This is a genomic window from Nonomuraea thailandensis, from assembly GCF_024172165.1.
GTDB lineage: Bacteria > Actinomycetota > Actinomycetes > Streptosporangiales > Streptosporangiaceae > Nonomuraea > Nonomuraea thailandensis.
Map to the genome: position 1 here is coordinate 583,250 of NZ_JAMZEB010000001.1, position 19,802 is coordinate 603,051.

The following is a 19,802-nucleotide window of genomic DNA, read 5'->3' on the forward strand; positions in this document are numbered from 1 at the left end:
GGCCCAGCCCCTCATTGCGACGGTCAGCGTAGGCCCTGGGCATCCAGGTCGACGATCTTCGTGACCAGGCGGTCGATCGTCGCCCAGTCGGCGTCGCTCTGGCCTGGCCGTCGGTCCTGGCCCTTCTCCGTGGTGTCGAAGATGACGTACTCGGCCCCGACCTTGGCCAGGGCCGAGAGGTCAGAGCCGATTTGGAGCACGTTGCCCTCTCCGATCCGTCGGCTCTCCTCGTCGAGAGCATGGTCGGTGATGGCTAGCTTGATCCGTGGGCACAGCGACGGGACGGCCTTGCCCTCACGCTCCGCGATGCGACGCAGCTGCGGGATGCCGACGTGCAGCAGCCACGGCATGGTGACCGAGGTCGGGTGGTACGCGTTGCCGAGTCGTACCGCCCTGGCGATCGCGCGGGTACTGTGCCCGCCGACCCAGATCGGTGGATGCGGGCGCTGGACCGGCTTCGGCTGCGTGGCGACCTGGTGGAATCGGAGGTCACCGGTCGCTCGACTCACGGTTTCCCCTGTCCAGAAGTCGAGGATGATCCGGAGGTACTCGTCGGTGCGCTCGCCGCGACCGCCGAAGGGGACGCCCAACGCCTCGAACTCGCTCTCCGCCCAGCCCGCACCGACACCGAGAATCAGCCGGCCGCCGCTGAGCTGATCGAGGTTCGCGGTCACCCGAGCGGTGAGCAGGGGATGCCGGTAGGGCACGATGAGCACTGTGGTGCCCAACTGGATCCTGCTGGTGCTTCCGGCGAGCCAGGACAAGGTCGTCAACGGTTCGTAGAAAGGCGCTGGGAAGCCCGCCTGCACCTGTGGAGTCAGGGCAACATGATCGGACACCATCAGCGTGTGAAAGCCGTACTGCTCCGCTCGCAGCGCCCAGGAAAGTAGGGACTGTGGATCGGCGTCCGCTCCGAAGTTCGGCAGGTTCAGACCGAACTTCATCGCGTCACCTCCAGCAACGCGGGCGCCGGCTCGCACAGCCGATCCTGGCACAGCACTCGCCCATCCCTGATCGGTCGGCCGACGCCAGCATCGAGATGTTCGGCAACGCGGGAGCCGATCGCCTCGGCATCACCCCAGGCGACGAGCCGGTCCACCAGTTGAACGCCACCTCCGGACGCGATTTCCGTAGCGGCTCGCCGGGCATCGGCGGCCGGCACCCAATCGAGCGCGCCAAGCCAGACACCGACCCGGCCGATCAGTTGCGCGGTGGCACGACCTGTCATCGCAGTTCCCTTCCCTATCACTTCACCAGGCCCCGCTCCCGAAGCTCGGCAATCGTCCCCGGATCAAGCCCCAGTTCGGCCAGGACCGCATCGGTATCACGACCGAGCGGCCGACCGGTGCCGCGGACACCACCCGGAGTCCGGCTCATCCGCCACATCACGTTCTGCATACGCATCGGGCCGAGATCCTCGTCCTCGACCGTGGTGACCAGTTCGAGCATCAAGCAGATCAGCGTGCTCGGCCCGCTCCCTGCCGGTGGCGAACCACTGCTCATCGACCACCTCGGGACACGACATCGATGGGGCGGTGTCGTCAAGTGATTCGGAGTGTCGCGGTCAGGTCGTGGAGGGAGTCTGACGAGGGCAGTTCCTGTATCGCAGCGATGATCTCCTTGGTGCGTGCCTCCCCGTACGGGCGGGCGAGCAGCGTGCGGGCCTTTTCGGAGCGCTCCGAGCGCGTCGCGGGAACCTGTGGTGTCCCACGCGGGTGAATGACGGTCCGTGAGACGGTTCTGCCGTCCTTCAACGTCACGGTGACTCGTCCGGGGCGCCCGGCAGGCTTGTGGCGATCGAGCGACGGATCATGACGTACCTCGATGCGCCGCATCAATGACGCCAGCGCGTCACTGTCCAGGAGACCGGCGTCGTCGAGGTGGCCGTAGCGCAGAGCCGAGGCGACTGTGGCGCGGGCACTGAAGCGCGCGGCGAGCTCATTGTGCGGATCCGACGACTCGATCCGCATCGCATCGTCGAACACCGCGACGTCAACGTGCTCCACGTCCTTTTCACGCACCCGCTCCTCGGCGATCAGCATGGCGACTGCGTCGTTCACGCCATGCAGGTGGGCGCAGCTCGGATGCAGCTTGATGTACCCCTCACCGATCATGTAACGACTCCACCCCATGGTGTCCACCCCATCGACGAGCGCAGTCGGGTCGAAGCGCCGCCCAAAATGGCGTCCGTAGTAGCGCTCAAGGGAGCCAGGTAGCGAGGACAGCCCGGCCGCAGCCGCCTCTCCGATGGTCAGCGCTTCGATGGCCGCCATCGCGGGGTACAGGTGGTGCATCGTCGCTCCCGCGGCCGTCGTGTAGCGATCGAACGCGAGCGCCAGGGAGGCGGCTCCCTCGATCGCCGCGGTGATGCACGTGACATCGCGACCGGAGAGGAGGGAGGCGGCGGCGGCACTCACGCCGATCGTCACCCAGTTGCCTATGTCGTGGAGGTGGGGTGGCACCCCACCCAAGGAGACTCCGACCCGCGCGGCGACCTCGTAGCCCCCGACGAAGGCTTCGAGGAAGTCACGGGAGCCGATGGCACGCTGCTCGGCAATGGCGAAGAGGGCCGCGAAAAGCTGACTCGCGGGGTGCCCGATGGCCGCGGAGTAGCCGTCCTGTCGTTGCAGGACAGTGATCGTGGCCGCGTTCAGAAGCACGGCGTCGCGTGTCGCGGCGGCATACCCGGGACCGATCACGGTGCTGGGACCGTCCGACGAGGTGATCGCGCCACGTAGTGACACCATGGCTGGATTGACCGCACCTCCGCCGATCACGGCGACGGAGTCGGTGATCAGGTCGAGTGCGTGCGTCCGGAGTGAAGGGGGCATGAGGTCCCACGACGTTGACGTGAGGGCCCGGGCCAGCGCCGCCGTCGCCGGCGCTGGTGTGGACCGTGCCGAAGCGGCCGCCCCGTGCACCGGGCGGTGAGGCTCAGGGCTCAGGTCATCGAACGTCATCGCGTCACCTCCAGCAACGCGGGCGCCAGTTCGCGAAGCTGGTCCTGGCACAGCACTCGTCCCTCCCCGAGCGGGTGGATCGCGACATGGTCGGCGCCGGCTGCGAGATGTTCGGCGACGCGGGAGCGAATCGCCTCGGCGCCACCCCAGGCGACGAGCCGGTCGACCAGCCGATCGCTCCCCCCGGACGCCACATCCTCATCGGTGAATCCGCACGCCAGCAGGTTGTTCACGTAGTTCGGCAATCCCAGGTAGAAGCGCAGGTGCGCCCGGGCGATCCGGCGCGCCACCACGGGGTCCTCCTCAAGGACCACTGCCTGCTCGGGAGCCAGCAGCGGCTCCTCGCCCAAGATCTCGCGCGCCCTCGCAGTGTGCTCGACCGGCACGAGGTAGGGATGCGCGCCCGCGGCCCGGTCCCTGGCGAGTTCGAGCATGCGCGGGCGCAGCGCGGCCAGCACTCGCGGTACGGGTATGGCGGGCGCCGGAGCCCCGTACTCGGCGGCATCCAGATCATCGAGGTACTTGCCCATCGCGGCGAGCGGTTTACGGTACTCATGCCCGCGATGATCGACCTGCCGGGCGTGGCTGGCACCGAGGCCAAGCACGAAACGACCCGGGTAGGCCTCCGCCAGCGTGTTGGCGGCCGCGTTCATCGCGGTGGCATCCCGCACCCAGATATTGGCGATGGCTGTCACCACCGGCAATCGTTCGGCCGCCGCGAGCAAGAGGCCCACATTGGTGAAAACCTCCTTGGTCAGGTGTCCTTCCCCGACCCACAACGCTCCGTAGCCGAGGTTTTCGATTTCCGTAGCGGCTCGCCGGGCATCGGCGGCCGGCACCCAACCGAGCGCGCCGAGCCAGACACCGACCCGGCCGATCAGTTGCGCGGTGGCACGACCTGTCATCGCAGTTCCCTTCCCTATCACTTCACCAGGCCCCGCTCCCGAAGCTCGGCAATCGTCCCCGGATCAAGCCCCAGTTCGGCCAGGACCGCATCGGTATCACGACCGAGCGGCCGACCGGTGCCGCGGACACCACCCGGAGTCCGGCTCATCCGCCACATCACGTTCTGCATACGCATCGGGCCGAGATCCTCGTCCTCGACCGTGGTGACCAGTTCGAGCGCTTTGACCTGCGGGTCCTCCAGCAACTCGCTCGGCCTATAGACCGGCGCCACCGCGGCACCGGCCGACTCGAACGCCGACATCACCTCCTCACGGGTCCGCACCCCGATCCAGTCCCCCACGCAGGCATCAAGCAGATCAGCGTGCTCGGCCCGCTCCCTGCCGGTGGCGAACCACGGCTCATCGACCACATCGGGACGGCCGACGAGCTTCAGGACGCGCTCGGCGACCTGGTTCGCACTCGTCGAGATCGCCAGCCAGTGGCCATCGGCGGTGCGGTAGGTGTTACGTGGGGCGTTGTTCTGCGACCTGTTGCCGGTGCGCTCCTGGTCGATGCCGAGCTGATCGGCATAGACCACGCCCGGGCCGACCGCGGTCATGATCGGGCTGAGCAGGTCGAGGTCGATGACCTGCCCCTGGCCCCCTGCCGTGCCGCGGTGGTACAGCGCCATCGACACCGCCGCTGCGCCCGCCACGCCGGCGATCGAGTCGGCCAGGCCGAAGGCTGGAAGGGTCGGCGGGCCGTCGGGTGAACCGGTCAGATGGGCGAACCCGCTCATCGCCTCGACCAGGGTGCCGAATGCCGGCCGGCGCGCGTAGGGTCCGGTCTGGCCGAAACCGGTGACCCGCAAGAGGATCAGGCCGGGGTTTTCCGCGGACAACGCGTTGTACCCGAGGCCCCAGCGTTCCAGGGTGCCCGGCCGGAAGTTCTCGATCATCACATCCGCCGTGCCAGCGAGCTTGCGGAAGATCCGCGCACCGTCCGGGTCGCCGAGATGCAGGCCGATCGTCCGCTTGTTGCGGCTGATCATCTTCCACCACAGCGACTGACCGTCCTTTTCCAGCCCGTGGCCACGCATTCCGTCCCCCTTGGTGGGATGCTCGACTTTGATCACCTCGGCGCCGTAGTCACCCAGGATCTGCGCCGCAAGGGGCCCTGCGAGGATCGTGGAGGCGTCTAGGACGCGCAGCCCCGCAAGCGGTCCGTCCGGTCTTCCTGCCATCATTGCCCCCGTTCGACGGTGATCCCGAGCTGGCGCGGATCGTTCGGATGATCGGCGAGGGCATGGACCTGGACAGTCATCCAGGGCCACAGCGGGAGTGAGGTGAGTGCGTTGTGCAACTCGGTCGCGTCGGCTACCTCGTAGAGGCTCCAGTTCGCCCACCGACCTGGGATCCGCCAGAGCCTGCGCAGTTGGCCGGCACGGGCCAGTTCCTGGCCCCGGGCGAGCTCGGCCGCGAACATCTCCTCCTTGACCGCGAGATCCGTCTCCGGCGGCCAATCGATCTCGATGTTGACCAAGAATTCCACGGTGTCCTCGCCCCTGCCTTCAGATGGTCCGGTCACTCGGCCGGTGCACGTAGCGACCGGCCGGTGTGCCCGTGATGTTGCCGCAGGTAAGAACCTGTTGACCACGGACCCAGGTGTCGGTCACCCGGGCTCCGATCTCGAAGCCTTCGAAGGGCGTGTACTCCTGGGCGGACTCGGAGTCGGCAGCACGCACGGTCCAGGACTGGGCCGGGTCGACCAGGCAGAAGTCCGCGTCGTAGCCGACAGCGATCGTTCCCTTGGACAGCAGTCCGTAGCGTTGCGCGGGGTTCCACGAGGTCAGCTGTGCGATCCGCTGGTACGACAGGCCACGTCGGCGCCCCTCGCCGACCAGGCCGGGCAGCAAGTACTCCGCGCCGCCGAAGCCGGACTTGGCCGCGAAGACGTCGTCGCGTGGCTCCCCGAACTTTGACTCATCCTTGCAGCACGCGTGGTCGCTGACGACCCAGTCCACGCTGCCGTCGAGGACGTATTCCCACAGAGCCTCGACATCCTCCCGCGGTCGCAGCGGCGGGTTGACCTTGCCACCGAGGCCGTGCGCTGAGTCAACATCGGCAAGAAGGTGGCCGATGGTGACCTCGCGCCGGAAGTCCACGTGCTCGAAGGTCTTCGCCATGCGCATCGCCGCCCGCAGCGCTTTGCGCGACGAGAGGTGCAGCAGGTTGATGTTCGGCAGCCCGGTCTCGTCGGCGAGGAACGACGCGATGGTGACGGCCAATCCCTCCGAGTGTGGCGGCCGGGACGCGCTGTACGCCGCCAGCCCGCTCAGAGAACCCTGCTGCTCCACCAGCGTGGTGTACGCGGTCATGATCTCGGCGATCTCGCAGTGCAGCGACAGCGAGATGTGGGGCGCCTTCTCGGTGAGCTTCTCGCGCGCGGCCTGCACGCCGCGCATGACGAACTCGAAGTGCGCGAGGTCGTATCGCTCGTCCTCGGGGATCATCAGGAACGATCTCTGGTCAGACGACCGCCCGTGCAGCCCGTGGCCACCGTAGAACATGAAGATCTTGAACGACGTGACGCCGAAGTCCTCGATGAGCGAGGGGATCTCGTCGATGTGCCGGCGCGTCATCGGGGCCAGGTGGAATCCGTAGTCGATGTACGACCGGTCTTTCGCCTGCTCGAGCACGAGCGGGAAGAACTCGGCGTACGGCCCTCCCCGGTTCAGGTAGTACTGCCCGGTGCGGATGTAGGTCAGCCCGGTGGTGACACCGCCTTGGGCGCTCGCCCTGCTCTCGGTCGTGGCGTCCTCGGCGAGCGGGTTGTAGAGGCCCCAGTGCTGGTGTGCGTCGACCACGCCCGGGAACGCCAACAGGCCGCGGCCGTCGACGACCTGCTCGGCCTCGGTTGGGTCGATCCGCGGCTCGATCCGGGTGAACCTGCCGTCCACGATCCCGAGGTCGAGTCGCTCGCCGTCCGGGGCGCCGTCGACATCCGGGCGCACCACGGTGACGTTCGTGACCAGTGTGTGTAGCTTGCTCATCGGGATCCTTCCTTAGCTGTGCTTCGGCTGACATGGTCGGCGGCGAGGAACGCCAGCCCGAGCGCCGGCAGCAGGCCGTTTCCGGCGAGGTATCCCGCGGCGCCATGGCCCGAGATCCCAGCCGCGGCCCCGCCTGAGGCGTAGAGCCCGTCGACGGGGGTGCCGTCCCCGCGCAGCACCCGCGCGTGACCGTCGACCACCAGCCCGCCCTGGGTGTGGAAGAGCGCGGGCACCACCTTCACCGCCGCGTACGGCGGCTGCAGCGGCGCCTCGAAGAACGTGCGTCCGAAACGGTCTTGTGTGGCGCCGGCGGCGGCTCGTGCCGCCTCGGCCAGTTCCGCCGCGACGGCGTCGGCCGGCAGCCCTGTCACGCGGGCCAGCGCGTCGGCGTCGTCCGCCCAGATCAGCGCGCCCGCCTCAACGGTTTGCCGGAAGTCGGTGAACGAGTCGCAGGCCTCGGCGACCCGCCGGTCCAGCACCAGCCATCCGGTCGCGCCAGGCCGGGCCGCGAGTGCCGCGGCGTACTCGGAGTAACCGGTCGTCTCGTCACCGAACCGGCGGCCGCCGAGGTCGAGCAGGAACCCGCCGTGCATGACAGTGGCCCAGCCGACCAGCGTCGCCGAACGCTGCGCGAGCGCCGCGTGGCCCTGGTAGGCGTCGAGGGCGGCGGTTGCGGCACCCAGCCGGCTCCCGATCCGCAGCGCGTCACCTCGGGATGCCTCGCCGCCGTGGTAGACCGCCTTCGCGATCTCTGGCAGATGCCGCTCGACCAGCGTCCGGTCGGCTCCGTAACCGTTGGTGGCCAGCAGAACCGCGGGCGTCAGTACCTCCTCACGCGAGCCGTCAGGCCGTTCGATCACCGCCGCCCGCACAGCGCCGTTGTCGTCAGGAAGCACGTCGACCAGGCGTGCCGGCACCAGCAGGTCGATGTGGGGCGAGGCCGTCACCGCGCCGACCAGGTGGTCCAGCAGCACCGAACCGTGCCGCCCTTCGAGAGTGTGGCAGCGGTCCACCGAGTGACCCGGATAGCGGAAGTCCGTTACCAGCGTCAGAGGCAGACCGATATCGTCGGCCAGCCACTCGAGCATCGGTGCGCTCGCGCCGGCGAGCGCCTCGGCCAACCGGGCGTCGCCGGTCCCCTTGGTCTTCGTCAGCACGTCGCCGACGAACCGCTCCGGGGAGTCGTCGACGCCCGCGTCGCGCTGCCAGCGGGTCCCGACTCCCGGGATCATCGCGGTGGACATCGAGGTGTTGTTGCCGCGCCGATAGTGCTCACTGACCTCGACCACGAGCACGTCCAGCCCCGCTTGCGCGGCGCGCAGCGCGGCCACGAGCCCGCCGCCCGCGCCCGCGACGACCATGTCCGGCCAGTCGCCGCTCATGCCGCCTCGCTCGTCGCGAGCAGCCGCAGGGCCAGCGCGGTCGGGTCGACCAGCCGGCTGCCGCCGGGCAGGGCGCCCGGCGGCAGCTCGACCGCCGAACAGCCGTTGATCACCGTGTCGGCGCCCGCCCGGCCGAGCCGGTCCACGGCCGCCCCGACGGAGGCGCCCCACTGGTCGCCGTCAGCGATCGTTTCCACGCCGAGGCCGAGCACCTCCACACCGGTAAAGGAGCCGGCCCAGCCGTAGGACTCGACCCGCGCGGCCAGCTCCTCCGCGATCGCCCGGTTCCGTGTCACGGCTCCCGCCTGTCGTCCTGTGCAAACGCTCCAGCCAAGGCTCATCCGCAGCAGCCCGAGTACCGGGAGCCGGGAACAGGTGGCCAGCTCGACACCACCAGGGTCGAGCACGCAATCCGCCATCACGGCGTCGTACCCATCCGGCGCCTCCTGAAGAACGTCGACGACCCGCACCTCGGACTCGTGGATGTCGGCGGCGGTCTCCAACGAGGCCGGCGCCTGCTCGCCGAGGTCATGCAGCACGACCCTCAGCCATTCCGGGCACAAGGCGTCGTACCGCGCCTGGCGGCGGGCGAGCTCGGCGCCGCCGACGTGGATCGGCGTGACGGCGAAGATCCGCATGTCCTTCCTCCGGACGCCCATCAGACGCCAGCCAGTCGTTGCAGGGTGGAGGTGACGTCTTCGCAGGCAGGAAGCTCCCGGGCGACCTCGTGGACAGTCCGGACGGCGATCCGGTCCCCCAGCAGCTCCGCCAGCAGCGCCAGCACATCCTGTTCGGACAGCGGCCGATACGCCGCGTCGCCCACGGGGTTCGGCACCTCGGCCTGGTGCGTGCGGCCGCCGGCGGTCAGGCGCACACGTGCCGCACGTTCCCCGGGCAGCCGCGCATCCAGGTCGTCGGCGCGACGGACCGTGACCTTCCCAGCGAGCTCGCGCACCCGCGGGTCGTGGAGGTGCTCAGGTGCCGACACCGACGGATCGACCCGGCCGTGGACGAGAGCCGCTGCGACCACGAACGGGATAGAGAACAGTGCACCGAGCCGTTCGTTCCAATACGTCCGGTCGAGACCGGAAGCCAGGAAGTGGGTCTCCACCATGACCTCGTCAACGTCGGTGGGGTCGGCCAGACCGGCCCGGAGCTCGAGCGCGGCATCGGCGACCGGATGCGTGAAGGAGCAGGACGCGTGCCGTTTGAAGTAGCCCAGCTCGATGTCCCACCGTTCGCCGAGCGCGTCGTCGAGTGCCAGCGGGTCGAACGAGCCGACCAGCTCGCCCAGGCTTGACGCCGCCGTTCCCGTGCAGCGCGCCACACCCGCGGCCGCCATCCGGGCCGCGGCCAGACCAGACAGGTTCGACGCCGCCATCCAGGCGTCCCGGACCGGGTTGCCATCGAGGGCGGAGCTGAAATGCCCGGCGATCGGCAGTCCGGCGCCGGTGTCGATCGCGGCGGCGACGGCTGCGGCGTCGAGGCCCAGCAGCCGAGCACAGCCGGCCGCCGCCCCCGCGACGCCCCAGCTCCCATGCGGATGGAAGCCCGACCGGAGTCGGGTCGCGCGACCGAACCTCGCGGCCACCTCGTACGTCGCCACCAGCGCCGCCACGGTGTCCTCGCCGGACGAGCCAAGGTCAGCCGCCAGAGCGAGCACCGCGGGCAGGCCATGCGCCAACGGGTGCCCGGCGGCGAACTTGTGGCCCTCGTCCATCTCGAGCCGTACCAGCGCCATCGCGTTCAGCCAGGCCGCGGCCTCGACGCTCGTCGTCCGCCCGCCGCCGACCACAGGCGCGGGCCCTTCTGGCGGCCGCCACGCGCGGACCAGCTCGTGCTGCTCCGGCTGCCGGGCGCCGACCATGGTCACGCCGAGGGAGTCGAGCAGTACCAAGCCCAGCCGGGCGCGCGCACTGGGGGGAACGTCATTCCACCGCAGTGTGGCGACCCACTCGCCCAGCCTGCCGGTGGCGGCCTTGGCCTCCCGCTGAGCAGATCCAGCGAGCATGCGATGCCTCACAATCCCAGGTACGCCGCGCGCACCCGGTTGTCGCGAGCCAGCTCGGGCCCCTGTCCGGACAGCACGGCGGTCCCGCACTCCAGCACGTACGCGCGGTCGGCGATCGCGAGCGCCTGGGCGGCGTTCTGCTCGACGAGCAGCACCGCCACGCCCCGGTCCCGGATGGTCTTGACCGCGCCGAGGACGGCCCAGGTGAGTTTGGGTGACAGGCCCGTCGACGGTTCGTCGAGCATCAGCAGCCGAGGCCTGGCCATCAGCGCTCGTCCGATCGCGAGCATCTGCTGCTGTCCGCCGCTCAGCGTCTCCGCCGCCTGTCGGGCGCGTTCGGCGAGGATCGGGAAGAGCTCGTAGACTTCCGCGAGCGCGCCGTCGAGGCGTTGCCTGCCGTGGATCCATCCGCCCATCCGCAGGTTCTCCTCGACCGTCAGCGGCCCGAAGAGCGCCCGGTCCTCCGGGACCTGCACCAATCCGCGGCTCACCAGCTCGCTGGGGCGCACACCGTCGGCCCGCTCGCCGTCGAAGGTGATCGAGCCCCCAGTTGGGCGGACTACGCCCGAGATGGTCCGCAGCGTGGTCGTCTTGCCCGCGCCGTTGGCGCCGACGAGCGCTACGATCTCACCTGCCTCTACCGTCAGGTCGAGCTCGTGCAGGATCGCCAGCCTGTGATATCCGGCGCACACCGCCTCAAGCCTCAGCATCGACGGGCTCCTCTCCCAAATACGCCTCGATGACGCGCGGATCCCGGACGACGTCGGCCGGCCGGCCCGTGGTGAGCACGCGCCCGAGGTCGAGCACCAGCACCGAGTCCGACAGCCGCATCACCGCGGCCATGATGTGCTCGACGAACACCAGCGTGGTGCCCTCATTCGCGCGCAGGTCCTCCAGCAGGTCCATCGCAGGCGCCCGTTCGGCTGGGACCAGCCCGGCCAGCACCTCGTCCAGCAGCAGCACCCGGGGTCGGCCGGCCAGTGCCCGGGCGAGCTCCAACCGCTTGAGCGCCGCGGTCGGCAGTCCGTCGGTGCGACTGTCCCGCCACCGCCCAAGGGCCACACGCTCGATGACCTCCGCCGCGGCGGTCCGCGCCGTACGACGTGAACCGCCGCCGGCCATCACCGCCACGGAGACGTTCTCCAGCACCGACATCGAGGCGAACGGCTTCATCAGCTGGAAGGTGCGCGACATCCCGGCCGCGGCCACCCGGTGTGGTGGCAGGCCGGTGATGTCCCGGCCGCCCAAGTGGACGGTTCCGCTGTCCGGGGTGAGCGCCCCTGCGACCAGGTTGAACAGGGTCGTCTTGCCGGCGCCGTTCGGCCCGATGATGCCGAGCACACTGCCTTCGGCCACCTCGAAGCTGACGTCGTCGACCGCGCGGAGCCCGCGAAACGACTTACTTACCCCGTGCACGGTGAGCAGTGTCATCGGCGCAGCCACCTCTCGCGCAGCGCGCCGTACACGCCTTGCGGCAGCGCGAGGACGATCACGATCAACAGCACGGCGTAGACCATCACGTCGAGGCCTCCGCGGCCCTGCAGGAACTCCAGCCCGGCCGGGGGGTTGCGCAGCATGGTCGCGGTGACGTCGCTCAGCGGTCCAAGGATGGCCGCTCCGATCACCGGCCCCCAGATGGTGGCCACGCCACCGATGGCCGCGGGCAGGATCGCCTGCATCGACATGCCCGACCCGAACGCGAGGTCAGGGTCGATGAACATGTAGTACTGCACGTAGAATGCACCGGCGACCGAGGTGATCGCGCCGGACAGCGCCATCGCGAGCAGCTTGTAGCGCACCACCGGGATGCCGAGGGCGGCCGCAGCGTCCTCGTCGTCCCGCGCCGCCTGCGCGAACTGGCCGGCCCGGGACTTGACGAACAGGATGCTCGCGGCGACCGCCAGGACGGTCAGGGCGAGCGCGATCCAGAAGTAGTTCGGCGACCCGGGCTCGAACTGCATCATCCACCACGACGGCTCGGGGATCAGCGGAACGTTGTAGCCGACCGCTCGGTTCACGAAGTCGCTGTTCGTCGCCACCAGCCGCAGCATCTCGGCGAAGGAGAAGGTCGCCAGCGCGAAGTAGGCGTGCTTCAGCCGGTACCGCAGAGCGAGGAAGCCGATCACGACGGCGAACAGCGCGGCCACCGCGGTACCAAGGGCCATCCCGATCCATGGGGAGACCCCTTTCTCCACGAGCAGCCAGGCCGTGACATAGGCACCGAGGCCGAAGTAGGCCGCGTGCCCGAAGCTGAACATCCCGCCGAAGCCGCTCATCACGTTCCAGCCGACGGCCAGCAGCGCGAAGATCAGCACCCGGACGGCGACGGCCTCCTGCGCCGGCGGCAGGAGCAAGGGCAACGGCGCCAGGACGGCGGCCAGCAAGACAAGCACAGCGAAATGGCGGTTCCACGGCAACGTCGGGAGCGCGGTGGCGACTCTGGACTCGGTCATGGTCATGGGCTGCTCCCGAACAGACCTTGCGGGCGGAGGAAGAGGACGAGCACGAACACGATGAAGACCGACAGCAGTGGGCTCTGGCCCGGGAGGCAGAGCGAGCCGAGCTGCTCGACCAGGCCGACAAGCAGGCCGCCGACGAGCGCGCCCACCACGTTGCCCATGCCGCCCAGAACCACGACCACGAAGGCGATGATGTTGAACAGCGAGCCGGTGTGCGGCTCGATCGTCACCAGCGGAGCCAGCAACGTCCCGGCGGCACCGGCGCAGGCCGTGCCGATCGCGAAGGTGATCACGTAGATCCTGCGGGTGTCGATCCCGACCAGCTGGGCTCCGGTGTCGTTGGCGGCCACCGCCCGGATCGCCGTTCCGAGCCGGGTCCGCCGCAGCAGCAGGAAGAGCAGCCCCGCGAGCACCAGCGCGCCCGCGAAGGCCAGCACCCGGGAGAGGTCCGCGACCGCGCCGAAGATGCCGACGCCCCGCTCTCCAGGCAGCTCGATCGACCGGGGGTCGGCACCGAAGAACAGCAGCAGTGAGTTCTCGATCAGCAACGAGATTCCGAGGGTGATGAGCAACTGGTTCTGCAGCGGCTTGCCCATCGCACCGGAAAGCACGCCACGCTGGATCACGGCACCGAGCCCGAACATCACCGGGACACAGACGAGCAGCCCCAGGTACGGATGCAGCCCGGCCGAGGAGACCAGCCAGTACGACACGAACAGCGCGAGGGCGAGGAACGCACCATGGGCGAAGTTGACGATGTCGAGCACGCCGAAGATCAGCGTGAGGCCCATCGCCGTCAGGCCGTACACACCGCCGACCAGGATGCCGGTGACGACCGCCTGGATGACGATGACGCCGCTGCCGGCTTGCGCGTACGCGAGGGCCACGGCTGCGACCACTGGCACGAGGACCACGACCAGCCGGATGAGAGGAGGCTTCCGTCGAGGGGACCGGTCGCGGTGCTCGTCCTCGACGCCACGTGCGAGATCGGTCGTCATCGTCCGGGCTCCGCCGGGTAGACAGGCTTCGCCTCCGCCTTGTCCACGGGATGGACCTGGACCACCTTCTGTCCCTGGACCTGCATGAGGATCGGGATCGCGTTCCCGTTCTGCCCGGTCTGGTCGAATGAGATCGGACCGTTGGTCGCCATCAGGGAGTCGAGCCTGGTCTTCGCGATCGCGTCGCGAAGTGCCGCGGGTTCGGCCTTGCCGGCCCGTTCGAGACCGTCGGCGATCACCCGGATCGCTTCGTACGAGAGCACCGCCACGGTCCGGATCTCGGCGCCGTACGCCGCCTTGTACTTGGCGGCGAGCGCCTTCGTCTGAGGGCTCTTGGCGTCGGCGTGGTAGTTCGCGTCGAAGAACCCATCGCCCGCGCCAGCCGCCTCTGCCGGGAACTGCGGTATGTCGAACGCGCCGTTGGCCACGCCGTACACCGCGGCGAGGCCTGGCTTGACGGTCTTGACAGCCTGTGCGATGAGCACGCCGTCGCGGTAATAGCCGGTAACCACCAGGACATCAGCGCCGGACGCCTTGACCGCCGTCACCTGGGTGGTGAAGTCGGAAACGCTCGCGGCGTCATAGCTGGCCGAGGAGACGATCTGCATGCCGAGCCGCTTCGCCTCCGTCGTGAAGGCGTCCTTGACCGTGGTGCCGAACGGGCCCTGCTCGTGCAGAATCGCCACCTTGGCCGCTGGCTTGCCGGCCGCCTTCGACACCTCGCTGAGGTACTTCGCACCGTCGATCCCCATCATCTTGGAGCCGGGCGGGATGCGGAACGTGTTCCGGTAGCCCTGCGACAGCAGCGTGTCGGCGGCGGAGGCGTCGATCACGAACGGCACCTTGTTGCGCTCGGCAACGGAGGAGACGGTCGCGCTGACGGCGCTCTGGTAGGTCCCGATGAGCGCGACGGCACCTTCGGAGACGACGCGCTGCGCCTCGCTCTGGCCGACCTCGGGCTTGCCCTGGGTGTCGGCGCTCAGCAGTTCGAGCTTGGCGCCGCCGAGCGACTTGATGCCGCCGGCGCTGTTGACGGCCTCGACGGCGAGCTTGGCACCGTTCTCCATCTGCTGGCCATCCGCGGCGGCGGCTCCACTCAGGGGATGGAGCGAACCGATCTTGATAGAGCCGCCCTCCGCGTGGCCGCCCGAGGCGCTCACGGCACCCGACGGCGCGGAGCCGCCGCAGCCAGCGGCCAGCGGCACCACGCAGACAAACGCGGCGATCCAGGTCATCTTCATGTCTGCTCCTGGCATCCATCGTGTTCCGGTAACCGGAACAGCGTGATGCACAATGTTTCTATCGTTACGCATCCAGGTCAATAGCTTGTTCAGGTACTTCTGTTACGCAGGCCGGATCGTTGACGAAGCCGCACCCTCCGTGGTGAAATGATGTTCCGCTCACAGAAACACATTGGCACTCGGCTGCGGTCGACTGAAGGGAGTGCGGTGGCAGAGAGCCCGGGCACGGAGGCCGCCGCCCGCGTGGCGGATGTACTCCTCCTCTTTACTGACGGACCCGACTCCCTCGGCGTGTCGGCGATAGCGCGCCAGCTCGACCTTTCCAAGGCGGTCGTGTACCGCATCTTGCAGACACTGCTGGACCGCGGGCTGGTCGTGAGCGACGCCGGGACACGGAGATACAGCCTCGGCCCCTCGGCCGCAGCGCTCGGCGCCCGGGCACTGCGTGAATCTCAGCTCCGGGACGTCGCGATGCCCGTGCTTCGCCGGCTACGGGCGGAGAGCGGCGAAACCACGACGGTGTCCGCGATCGTTCCCGGTGGAAGGGTCTATCTCGACCAGGTCGAGAGCGCGCTCGAAATCAAGATGACCGTCGAGGTCGGCCGCCGGTTCCCGCTGCACGCCGGCAGCTCCAGCACCTGCATCCTGGCCTTCCTGCCCACCACTGAGCGCGAGGCCATCCTGGCTGGCGACCTGGCCTCCCTGACGAGCCAGACGACGGTCGACCCCGACACCCTGCGGAAGCGGCTGGACGAGATCCGCCGCAACGGGTTCGCCCGCTCCGACGGCGAGAGGCAAGAGGGCGCGGCCTCACTGGCCGCACCCGTGTTCGGCCTCGACGGCGCGGTGCTGGGCGCCATCTCGGTCTGCGGGCCCGCCGCCAGGATCGACGAGGCGGCCCGCGAACGGATCATCGAGCCCCTACGCAAGGCCGCCGACGCCATCTCCCGTGGCCTCGGATGGCGCGGCGGACTGCCCACTGACAGCGCCAGGCTCAACGGGTGAGGGCACCCTTGTCGGCCAGCGTACTGAGATCATGGCTGTACGTCCCGGGCCACCGGAGGGACCTGGTGGCGAAGGCTCTCGCCGCCGGCGCCGACGCGGTGGTCATCGACCTGGAGGACGCCGTACCGCCTGAGCAGAAGGGGCTCGCCCGGGACACCGTGAGCAAGATGGCCGGCGAGCCGCGGCCCGAGGGCTCCGCCCAGCTGTGGGTACGAGTCAACCCGCCCGGCAGCGCGTGGGCGGAGGCCGACCTCCGCTCTGCCTCCGGCTGGGCGGTCGACGGGCTGCGACTGCCCCACGCGGAGGATCCCGAGGTGGTGCGCCAGTTCGCCGACCGAGTCCGGCTGCCCGTCCAGCTGCTCCTGGAGACCGCGGCCGGGCTCGCCCGCGCCCTCGACCTGGCCCAGGCGCATGCCGGTGTGGCCGGTATCGGGCTCGGTGAAGCCGACCTCTCGGCGGACCTGCGCGTGCTCACCAGCGCCGGCCTCGACTGGGCCCGCGGCTGGGTGGTCGTTGCGGCCCGCGCTGCCGGCCTGCCCTCCCCCATCCAGAGTGTCTGGACCGACGTGGCCGACATCGACGGCCTACGCCGGACCACCGAAATCGGACGGGACACCGGGTTCGTAGGCCGGTCGGTCGTGCACCCTCGGCAGGTGCCCGTCGTGCACAAGGTCTTTCAGCCGCCCGAGGACCAGCTGCGCGCGGCACAGGCCGTCCTGCAGGCTGCCGACGAGGCACGCGCCCGTGGCGAGGTCGCCCTTCTCGATCCGGACGGCCGGTTCGTCGACCCCGCCGTGGTGGAACGCGCCCGCGTCGTGCTCGCCCTCGCCGCTCGATCCACCCCCCGCCCCGCCACTGACCCAGGAGCGACAGCATGACCACCCGCCCGCAGCAAACCGCCAGATCCACGGACGACGCCCTGCTCGCCGCGGTCACCGACGGCGTCCGCGTGGTCGAGCTCGGCCAGCCGTTCTTCACCGGGATGCCGTGCTCGCCGAACCACCCGGGGTTCCGGATGAGCTTGCAGCGCCGCCACGGCGACATGGTCAGGCCCGATGGCGGGTCGGCCGCGAACGAGCTGATCGTCACCGGCGGGCATGTCGGCACCCACGTCGACGCCTTGTCACACGTCAGCCACAACGGCCTCCTGCACGGCGGGATCGACGCCGCGGAAGCTCAGACCGGCGGGCGGTTCTCCAAGCTCGGCGCCGAGCACACACCCGCCCTGCTGACCCGCGGCGTCCTGCTCGACGTGGCCGCGGTGCACGGCGTCGACATGCTCCCGGCCGGGTACGGCATCTCCGCCGCCGACCTGCAGGCCGCACAGGACCGGGCCGGCGTACGGGTGGGCCCTGGCGACGTCGCGCTGGTACGAACAGGCTGGGCCCGCAACTTCGACGACCCACCGACCTATCTGGGCCAGCACTCCGGCGTGCCCGGCGTGGCCGCCGACGCCGCGCGCTGGCTGCTGGAGGTAGGAGTTCGCGCCACCGGCTCCGACACCACGGCGTACGAGCAGACTGCACCCGGCGCGGGTCACAGCGTCCTTCCGGTGCACCGCATTCTGCTCGTCGAGGGCGGGATCAACATCATCGAACACCTGGCACTCGAGGACGCCGCAGCCGAGGGACTGACCGAGTTCGCCTTCGTCATGGCACCGCTGCGCATCGTCGGTGGCACCGGCTCGCCGATCCGTCCCTTCGCGGCGGTGGCAGCATGACCGAGACGGGCGGCACCGTCGTCCAGCGGCTCGGCGGGCTGGCACGTCATGTCCAGAAGAACGGGCTGCCGCCGGAGCTCCGCGCAGATATGGCCCGGCGCGTACTCGATGTTCTCGGCAACAGTCTGGCTGCGACCGGACAGCCTGCGGCGAAAGCCGTCACCGCGGTCGTCCGCGGCTGGGGCAGTGGGGAGGCCACCGCGATCGGCACCCGCCTGCGAACCCCAGCCGCCGCGGCGGCACTGGTCAACGGCACACTCGCACACAGTCTGGACTTCGACGACACCCATCTGCCGTCGGTGCTGCACCCATCCTCTCCGGTGGTGCCGGCCGCGCTGGCGGTGGCGGAGGCCCGGGGTGCGAGCGGTCCGGCGCTGCTCGACGCGGCAGGCATCGGCATCGAGGTCGCGGTACGGCTCGGGCTGGGCGGCTACAACCGTGAGTTCGGCAACTCGGAGTTCTTCGAGCGAGGCCAGCATGCGACGTCGATCTGTGGCGCAGTCGGCGCCGCGGTGGCGGCGGCAACCGTCGCCGGGCTCGACGAGGAGTGCATCGCACATGCCGCTGGCATCGCCGCCAGCATGGGCTCGGGCCTACTGGAGGCGAACCGGACGGGTGGCACGGTCAAGCGCGTGCACTGCGGGTGGGCCGCCCACGCCGGCGTCGTCGCGGCCGAGCTCGCCGAGCACGGACTGACCGGGCCACCCACCGTGGTGGAGGGCCGTTTCGGCTTCCTGCACGCGTTCTGCGGCCAGCGCGCCGACGTCGACGCGGTCGTCGACCGGCTCGGTACGCACTGGGAACTGCCGGGGATCTTCTTCAAGCCCTATCCCTGCAACCACTTCACCCACGCCGGTATCGATGCCGCCCTCCAGCTGCGCGCACGTGGCGTTCGTCCCGACGACATCCGGGAGATCGAACTCGGCGTGCCGTCACCGGTGCTGCGCACCATCGCCGAGCCGGTCGCTGACAAGGCCCGGCCCGAGTCCGGCTACCACGCCGCCTTCAGCGGGCCCTACACCGTGGCGGCGGCGCTGGTCGGCGGCAGCGGGCTCGGGCTCGGGCACGACGACTTCACCGACGCGGCAGCCGCGGACGAGACCCGCCTCGCCCTGGCGGCCCGGGTACGGTGTGTCGCCGACGCCCGCTGCGACGACATCTTCCCGCACCAGTTTCCGGCAGTGCTCCGTGTACTCCTGCGGGACGGGACCCGGCAGGAGGTTCGGGTGGACGCCAACCGCGGTGGACCGCAGAACCCCTTGTCGAGCGAGGAGCTCACGCGGAAGTTCCGGCTCAATGCGGCACCGGTGCTCAGCGACGAGTCTGCGGTACGGCTGGCGGAGTTGGCCCTTCGGCTGCCAGCGGGCGCCCGGATCGCGGACATGATGGCACTGGTGGCTGACTGCACCCGAGAGGGTCTCTGACACGGGTCGGCCCCCACTCGGGTCGGCGCCACCAGGGGCAAGGTAACTCTGTGCGACTGTCATGACGCTGCGTGATGGCCGAGCTCGCTGATCCCGCTGCCGCTGTCGAACGGTTCGACTGTCCCACGGGTGAGGCGCCAGCGGGGAGCACCTGCCGGACACTGGGCGGCAAGGTCGCTCCGAAGTACCACACGCCACGCTTCATGCTGGCGCCCCACCTCCGGGTCGAGTTGGAGGTGCGCACGCCGGCAGCACCGCTCAGCAGGAACTGCAGAGCCAGCTAGACGCTCTGCAGGAGGCAGGCTGTGAGCCGATCTTCTCCGAGAAGATCAGCACGCGCGTCAAGTGCGGCCGGAGTTCTTCAAGGCGATGGAATACGCGCGCACCATCAAACAGACTGTCCCGCATTAGCGGGTGATCTTCACCGGGCACGAGATGAAACGCTTGGGCCGAGGCGCCGCCGAGTTGCTGACCATCGCCGAAGAACTGCGTCATCACGACATCGAACTGGAGCTGCTGACCCGCCCGCTGCAGGGCATCTACCACCCGTCCGGGCATGGGGCGGCGTTGTGCGCGTTCTTCGCCGGGATGGCCGAGTCCGAGCGCGAGTACATCCGTGAAAGTCACCGGAAGGCCAGGCTTCGGCTCGCGAGCGCGGCCGCCAC

Annotated in this window: 21 protein-coding genes and 1 pseudogene; 6 read left to right on the forward strand and 16 right to left on the reverse strand. The window is 69.6% G+C overall.

Translation table 11 applies throughout. The features are described 5' to 3' along the window. Nucleotides 1-23: 23 nt before the first annotated feature. The 16 genes from HD597_RS02745 to HD597_RS02820 all read right to left on the reverse strand — a co-directional run bounded on the left by HD597_RS02745 (nucleotide 24) and on the right by HD597_RS02820 (nucleotide 14,988). Entirely contained in the window at nucleotides 24-944 is a 921-nt protein-coding gene (locus HD597_RS02745; RefSeq protein ID WP_253740094.1) for a TIGR03619 family F420-dependent LLM class oxidoreductase, read from the reverse strand. Further along, nucleotides 941-1,228 (reverse strand): hypothetical protein, encoded by a 288-nt coding sequence (locus HD597_RS02750; protein ID WP_253740095.1) that lies wholly within the window; start codon nucleotides 1,226-1,228, stop codon nucleotides 941-943. Before HD597_RS02750 ends, HD597_RS02745 begins: the two co-directional genes overlap by 4 nt. 17 nt (nucleotides 1,229-1,245) lie before the next feature. Continuing rightward, nucleotides 1,246-1,452, reverse strand: coding sequence for a hypothetical protein (locus tag HD597_RS02755; protein ID WP_253740096.1), 207 nt, complete (start codon nucleotides 1,450-1,452; stop codon nucleotides 1,246-1,248). Between the two features lie 89 nt (nucleotides 1,453-1,541). Further along, nucleotides 1,542-2,960: an MmgE/PrpD family protein gene (locus HD597_RS02760; protein ID WP_253740097.1), complete on the reverse strand. Its 1,419-nt coding sequence runs from the start codon at nucleotides 2,958-2,960 to the stop codon at nucleotides 1,542-1,544. Then, the gene (locus HD597_RS02765; protein WP_253740098.1) at nucleotides 2,957-3,865 is read right to left on the reverse strand and encodes an LLM class F420-dependent oxidoreductase; all 909 of its coding nucleotides are present in this window, start codon (nucleotides 3,863-3,865) and stop codon (nucleotides 2,957-2,959) included. Before HD597_RS02765 ends, HD597_RS02760 begins: the two co-directional genes overlap by 4 nt. 17 nt (nucleotides 3,866-3,882) lie before the next feature. Next, on the reverse strand, nucleotides 3,883-5,091 hold the full coding sequence (locus HD597_RS02770; RefSeq protein WP_308210548.1) for a CaiB/BaiF CoA transferase family protein: 1,209 nt from the start codon (nucleotides 5,089-5,091) through the stop codon (nucleotides 3,883-3,885). Beyond that, nucleotides 5,088-5,387: a muconolactone Delta-isomerase gene (locus HD597_RS02775; RefSeq protein ID WP_253740100.1), complete on the reverse strand. Its 300-nt coding sequence runs from the start codon at nucleotides 5,385-5,387 to the stop codon at nucleotides 5,088-5,090. Before HD597_RS02775 ends, HD597_RS02770 begins: the two co-directional genes overlap by 4 nt. Nucleotides 5,388-5,415: 28 nt before the next feature. Next, nucleotides 5,416-6,804, reverse strand: coding sequence for a dihydroorotase (locus HD597_RS02780; protein WP_253740101.1), 1,389 nt, complete (start codon nucleotides 6,802-6,804; stop codon nucleotides 5,416-5,418). A gap of 89 nt (nucleotides 6,805-6,893) precedes the next feature. Next, a complete protein-coding gene (locus HD597_RS02785; RefSeq protein WP_253740103.1) occupies nucleotides 6,894-8,279 on the reverse strand; it encodes an FAD-dependent oxidoreductase in 1,386 nt (461 codons plus the stop codon). Beyond that, on the reverse strand, nucleotides 8,276-8,917 hold the full coding sequence (locus HD597_RS02790; RefSeq protein WP_253740104.1) for an aspartate/glutamate racemase family protein: 642 nt from the start codon (nucleotides 8,915-8,917) through the stop codon (nucleotides 8,276-8,278). Before HD597_RS02790 ends, HD597_RS02785 begins: the two co-directional genes overlap by 4 nt. A 20-nt stretch (nucleotides 8,918-8,937) precedes the next feature. Continuing rightward, nucleotides 8,938-10,290, reverse strand: coding sequence for an MmgE/PrpD family protein (locus HD597_RS02795; RefSeq protein ID WP_253740106.1), 1,353 nt, complete (start codon nucleotides 10,288-10,290; stop codon nucleotides 8,938-8,940). Between the two features lie 8 nt (nucleotides 10,291-10,298). Further along, nucleotides 10,299-11,000 carry an ABC transporter ATP-binding protein gene (locus HD597_RS02800; protein ID WP_253740107.1) on the reverse strand — a complete coding sequence of 234 codons (702 nt, stop codon included), beginning with the start codon at nucleotides 10,998-11,000 and terminating at the stop codon, nucleotides 10,299-10,301. Next, on the reverse strand, nucleotides 10,987-11,721 hold the full coding sequence (locus tag HD597_RS02805; protein WP_253740108.1) for an ABC transporter ATP-binding protein: 735 nt from the start codon (nucleotides 11,719-11,721) through the stop codon (nucleotides 10,987-10,989). Before HD597_RS02805 ends, HD597_RS02800 begins: the two co-directional genes overlap by 14 nt. Further along, nucleotides 11,718-12,683, reverse strand: coding sequence for a branched-chain amino acid ABC transporter permease (locus tag HD597_RS02810; protein WP_253740109.1), 966 nt, complete (start codon nucleotides 12,681-12,683; stop codon nucleotides 11,718-11,720). The genes HD597_RS02805 and HD597_RS02810 overlap by 4 nt, the downstream gene beginning before the upstream one ends. Before the next feature lie 62 nt (nucleotides 12,684-12,745). Next, nucleotides 12,746-13,747, reverse strand: a complete 1,002-nt coding sequence (locus HD597_RS02815) for a branched-chain amino acid ABC transporter permease (RefSeq protein WP_253740110.1) — start codon at nucleotides 13,745-13,747, stop codon at nucleotides 12,746-12,748. Next, nucleotides 13,744-14,988, reverse strand: a complete 1,245-nt coding sequence (locus HD597_RS02820; protein ID WP_253740111.1) for an ABC transporter substrate-binding protein — start codon at nucleotides 14,986-14,988, stop codon at nucleotides 13,744-13,746. The genes HD597_RS02815 and HD597_RS02820 overlap by 4 nt, the downstream gene beginning before the upstream one ends. Before the next feature lie 207 nt (nucleotides 14,989-15,195). On the opposite strand from HD597_RS02820, the gene HD597_RS02825 reads away from it, so the two are divergent. The 6 genes and pseudogenes from HD597_RS02825 to HD597_RS66565 all read left to right on the forward strand — a co-directional run. Then, complete coding sequence (locus HD597_RS02825; RefSeq protein ID WP_253740112.1) at nucleotides 15,196-15,993, forward strand: IclR family transcriptional regulator; 798 nt, start codon at nucleotides 15,196-15,198, stop codon at nucleotides 15,991-15,993. Continuing rightward, complete coding sequence (locus HD597_RS02830) at nucleotides 15,990-16,871, forward strand: HpcH/HpaI aldolase/citrate lyase family protein (protein ID WP_308210549.1); 882 nt, start codon at nucleotides 15,990-15,992, stop codon at nucleotides 16,869-16,871. The genes HD597_RS02825 and HD597_RS02830 overlap by 4 nt, the downstream gene beginning before the upstream one ends. Next, nucleotides 16,868-17,713 (forward strand): cyclase family protein, encoded by an 846-nt coding sequence (locus tag HD597_RS02835; RefSeq protein WP_253740114.1) that lies wholly within the window; start codon nucleotides 16,868-16,870, stop codon nucleotides 17,711-17,713. Before HD597_RS02830 ends, HD597_RS02835 begins: the two co-directional genes overlap by 4 nt. Then, the gene (locus tag HD597_RS02840; protein WP_253740115.1) at nucleotides 17,710-19,137 is read left to right on the forward strand and encodes an MmgE/PrpD family protein; all 1,428 of its coding nucleotides are present in this window, start codon (nucleotides 17,710-17,712) and stop codon (nucleotides 19,135-19,137) included. Before HD597_RS02835 ends, HD597_RS02840 begins: the two co-directional genes overlap by 4 nt. A 74-nt stretch (nucleotides 19,138-19,211) precedes the next feature. After that, the gene (locus HD597_RS67210; protein WP_425572354.1) at nucleotides 19,212-19,421 is read left to right on the forward strand and encodes a zinc finger domain-containing protein; all 210 of its coding nucleotides are present in this window, start codon (nucleotides 19,212-19,214) and stop codon (nucleotides 19,419-19,421) included. Between the two features lie 151 nt (nucleotides 19,422-19,572). Further along, nucleotides 19,573-19,722: pseudogene (locus tag HD597_RS66565) on the forward strand (recombinase family protein); the annotation flags it as partial. Nucleotides 19,723-19,802: the final 80 nt, after the last annotated feature.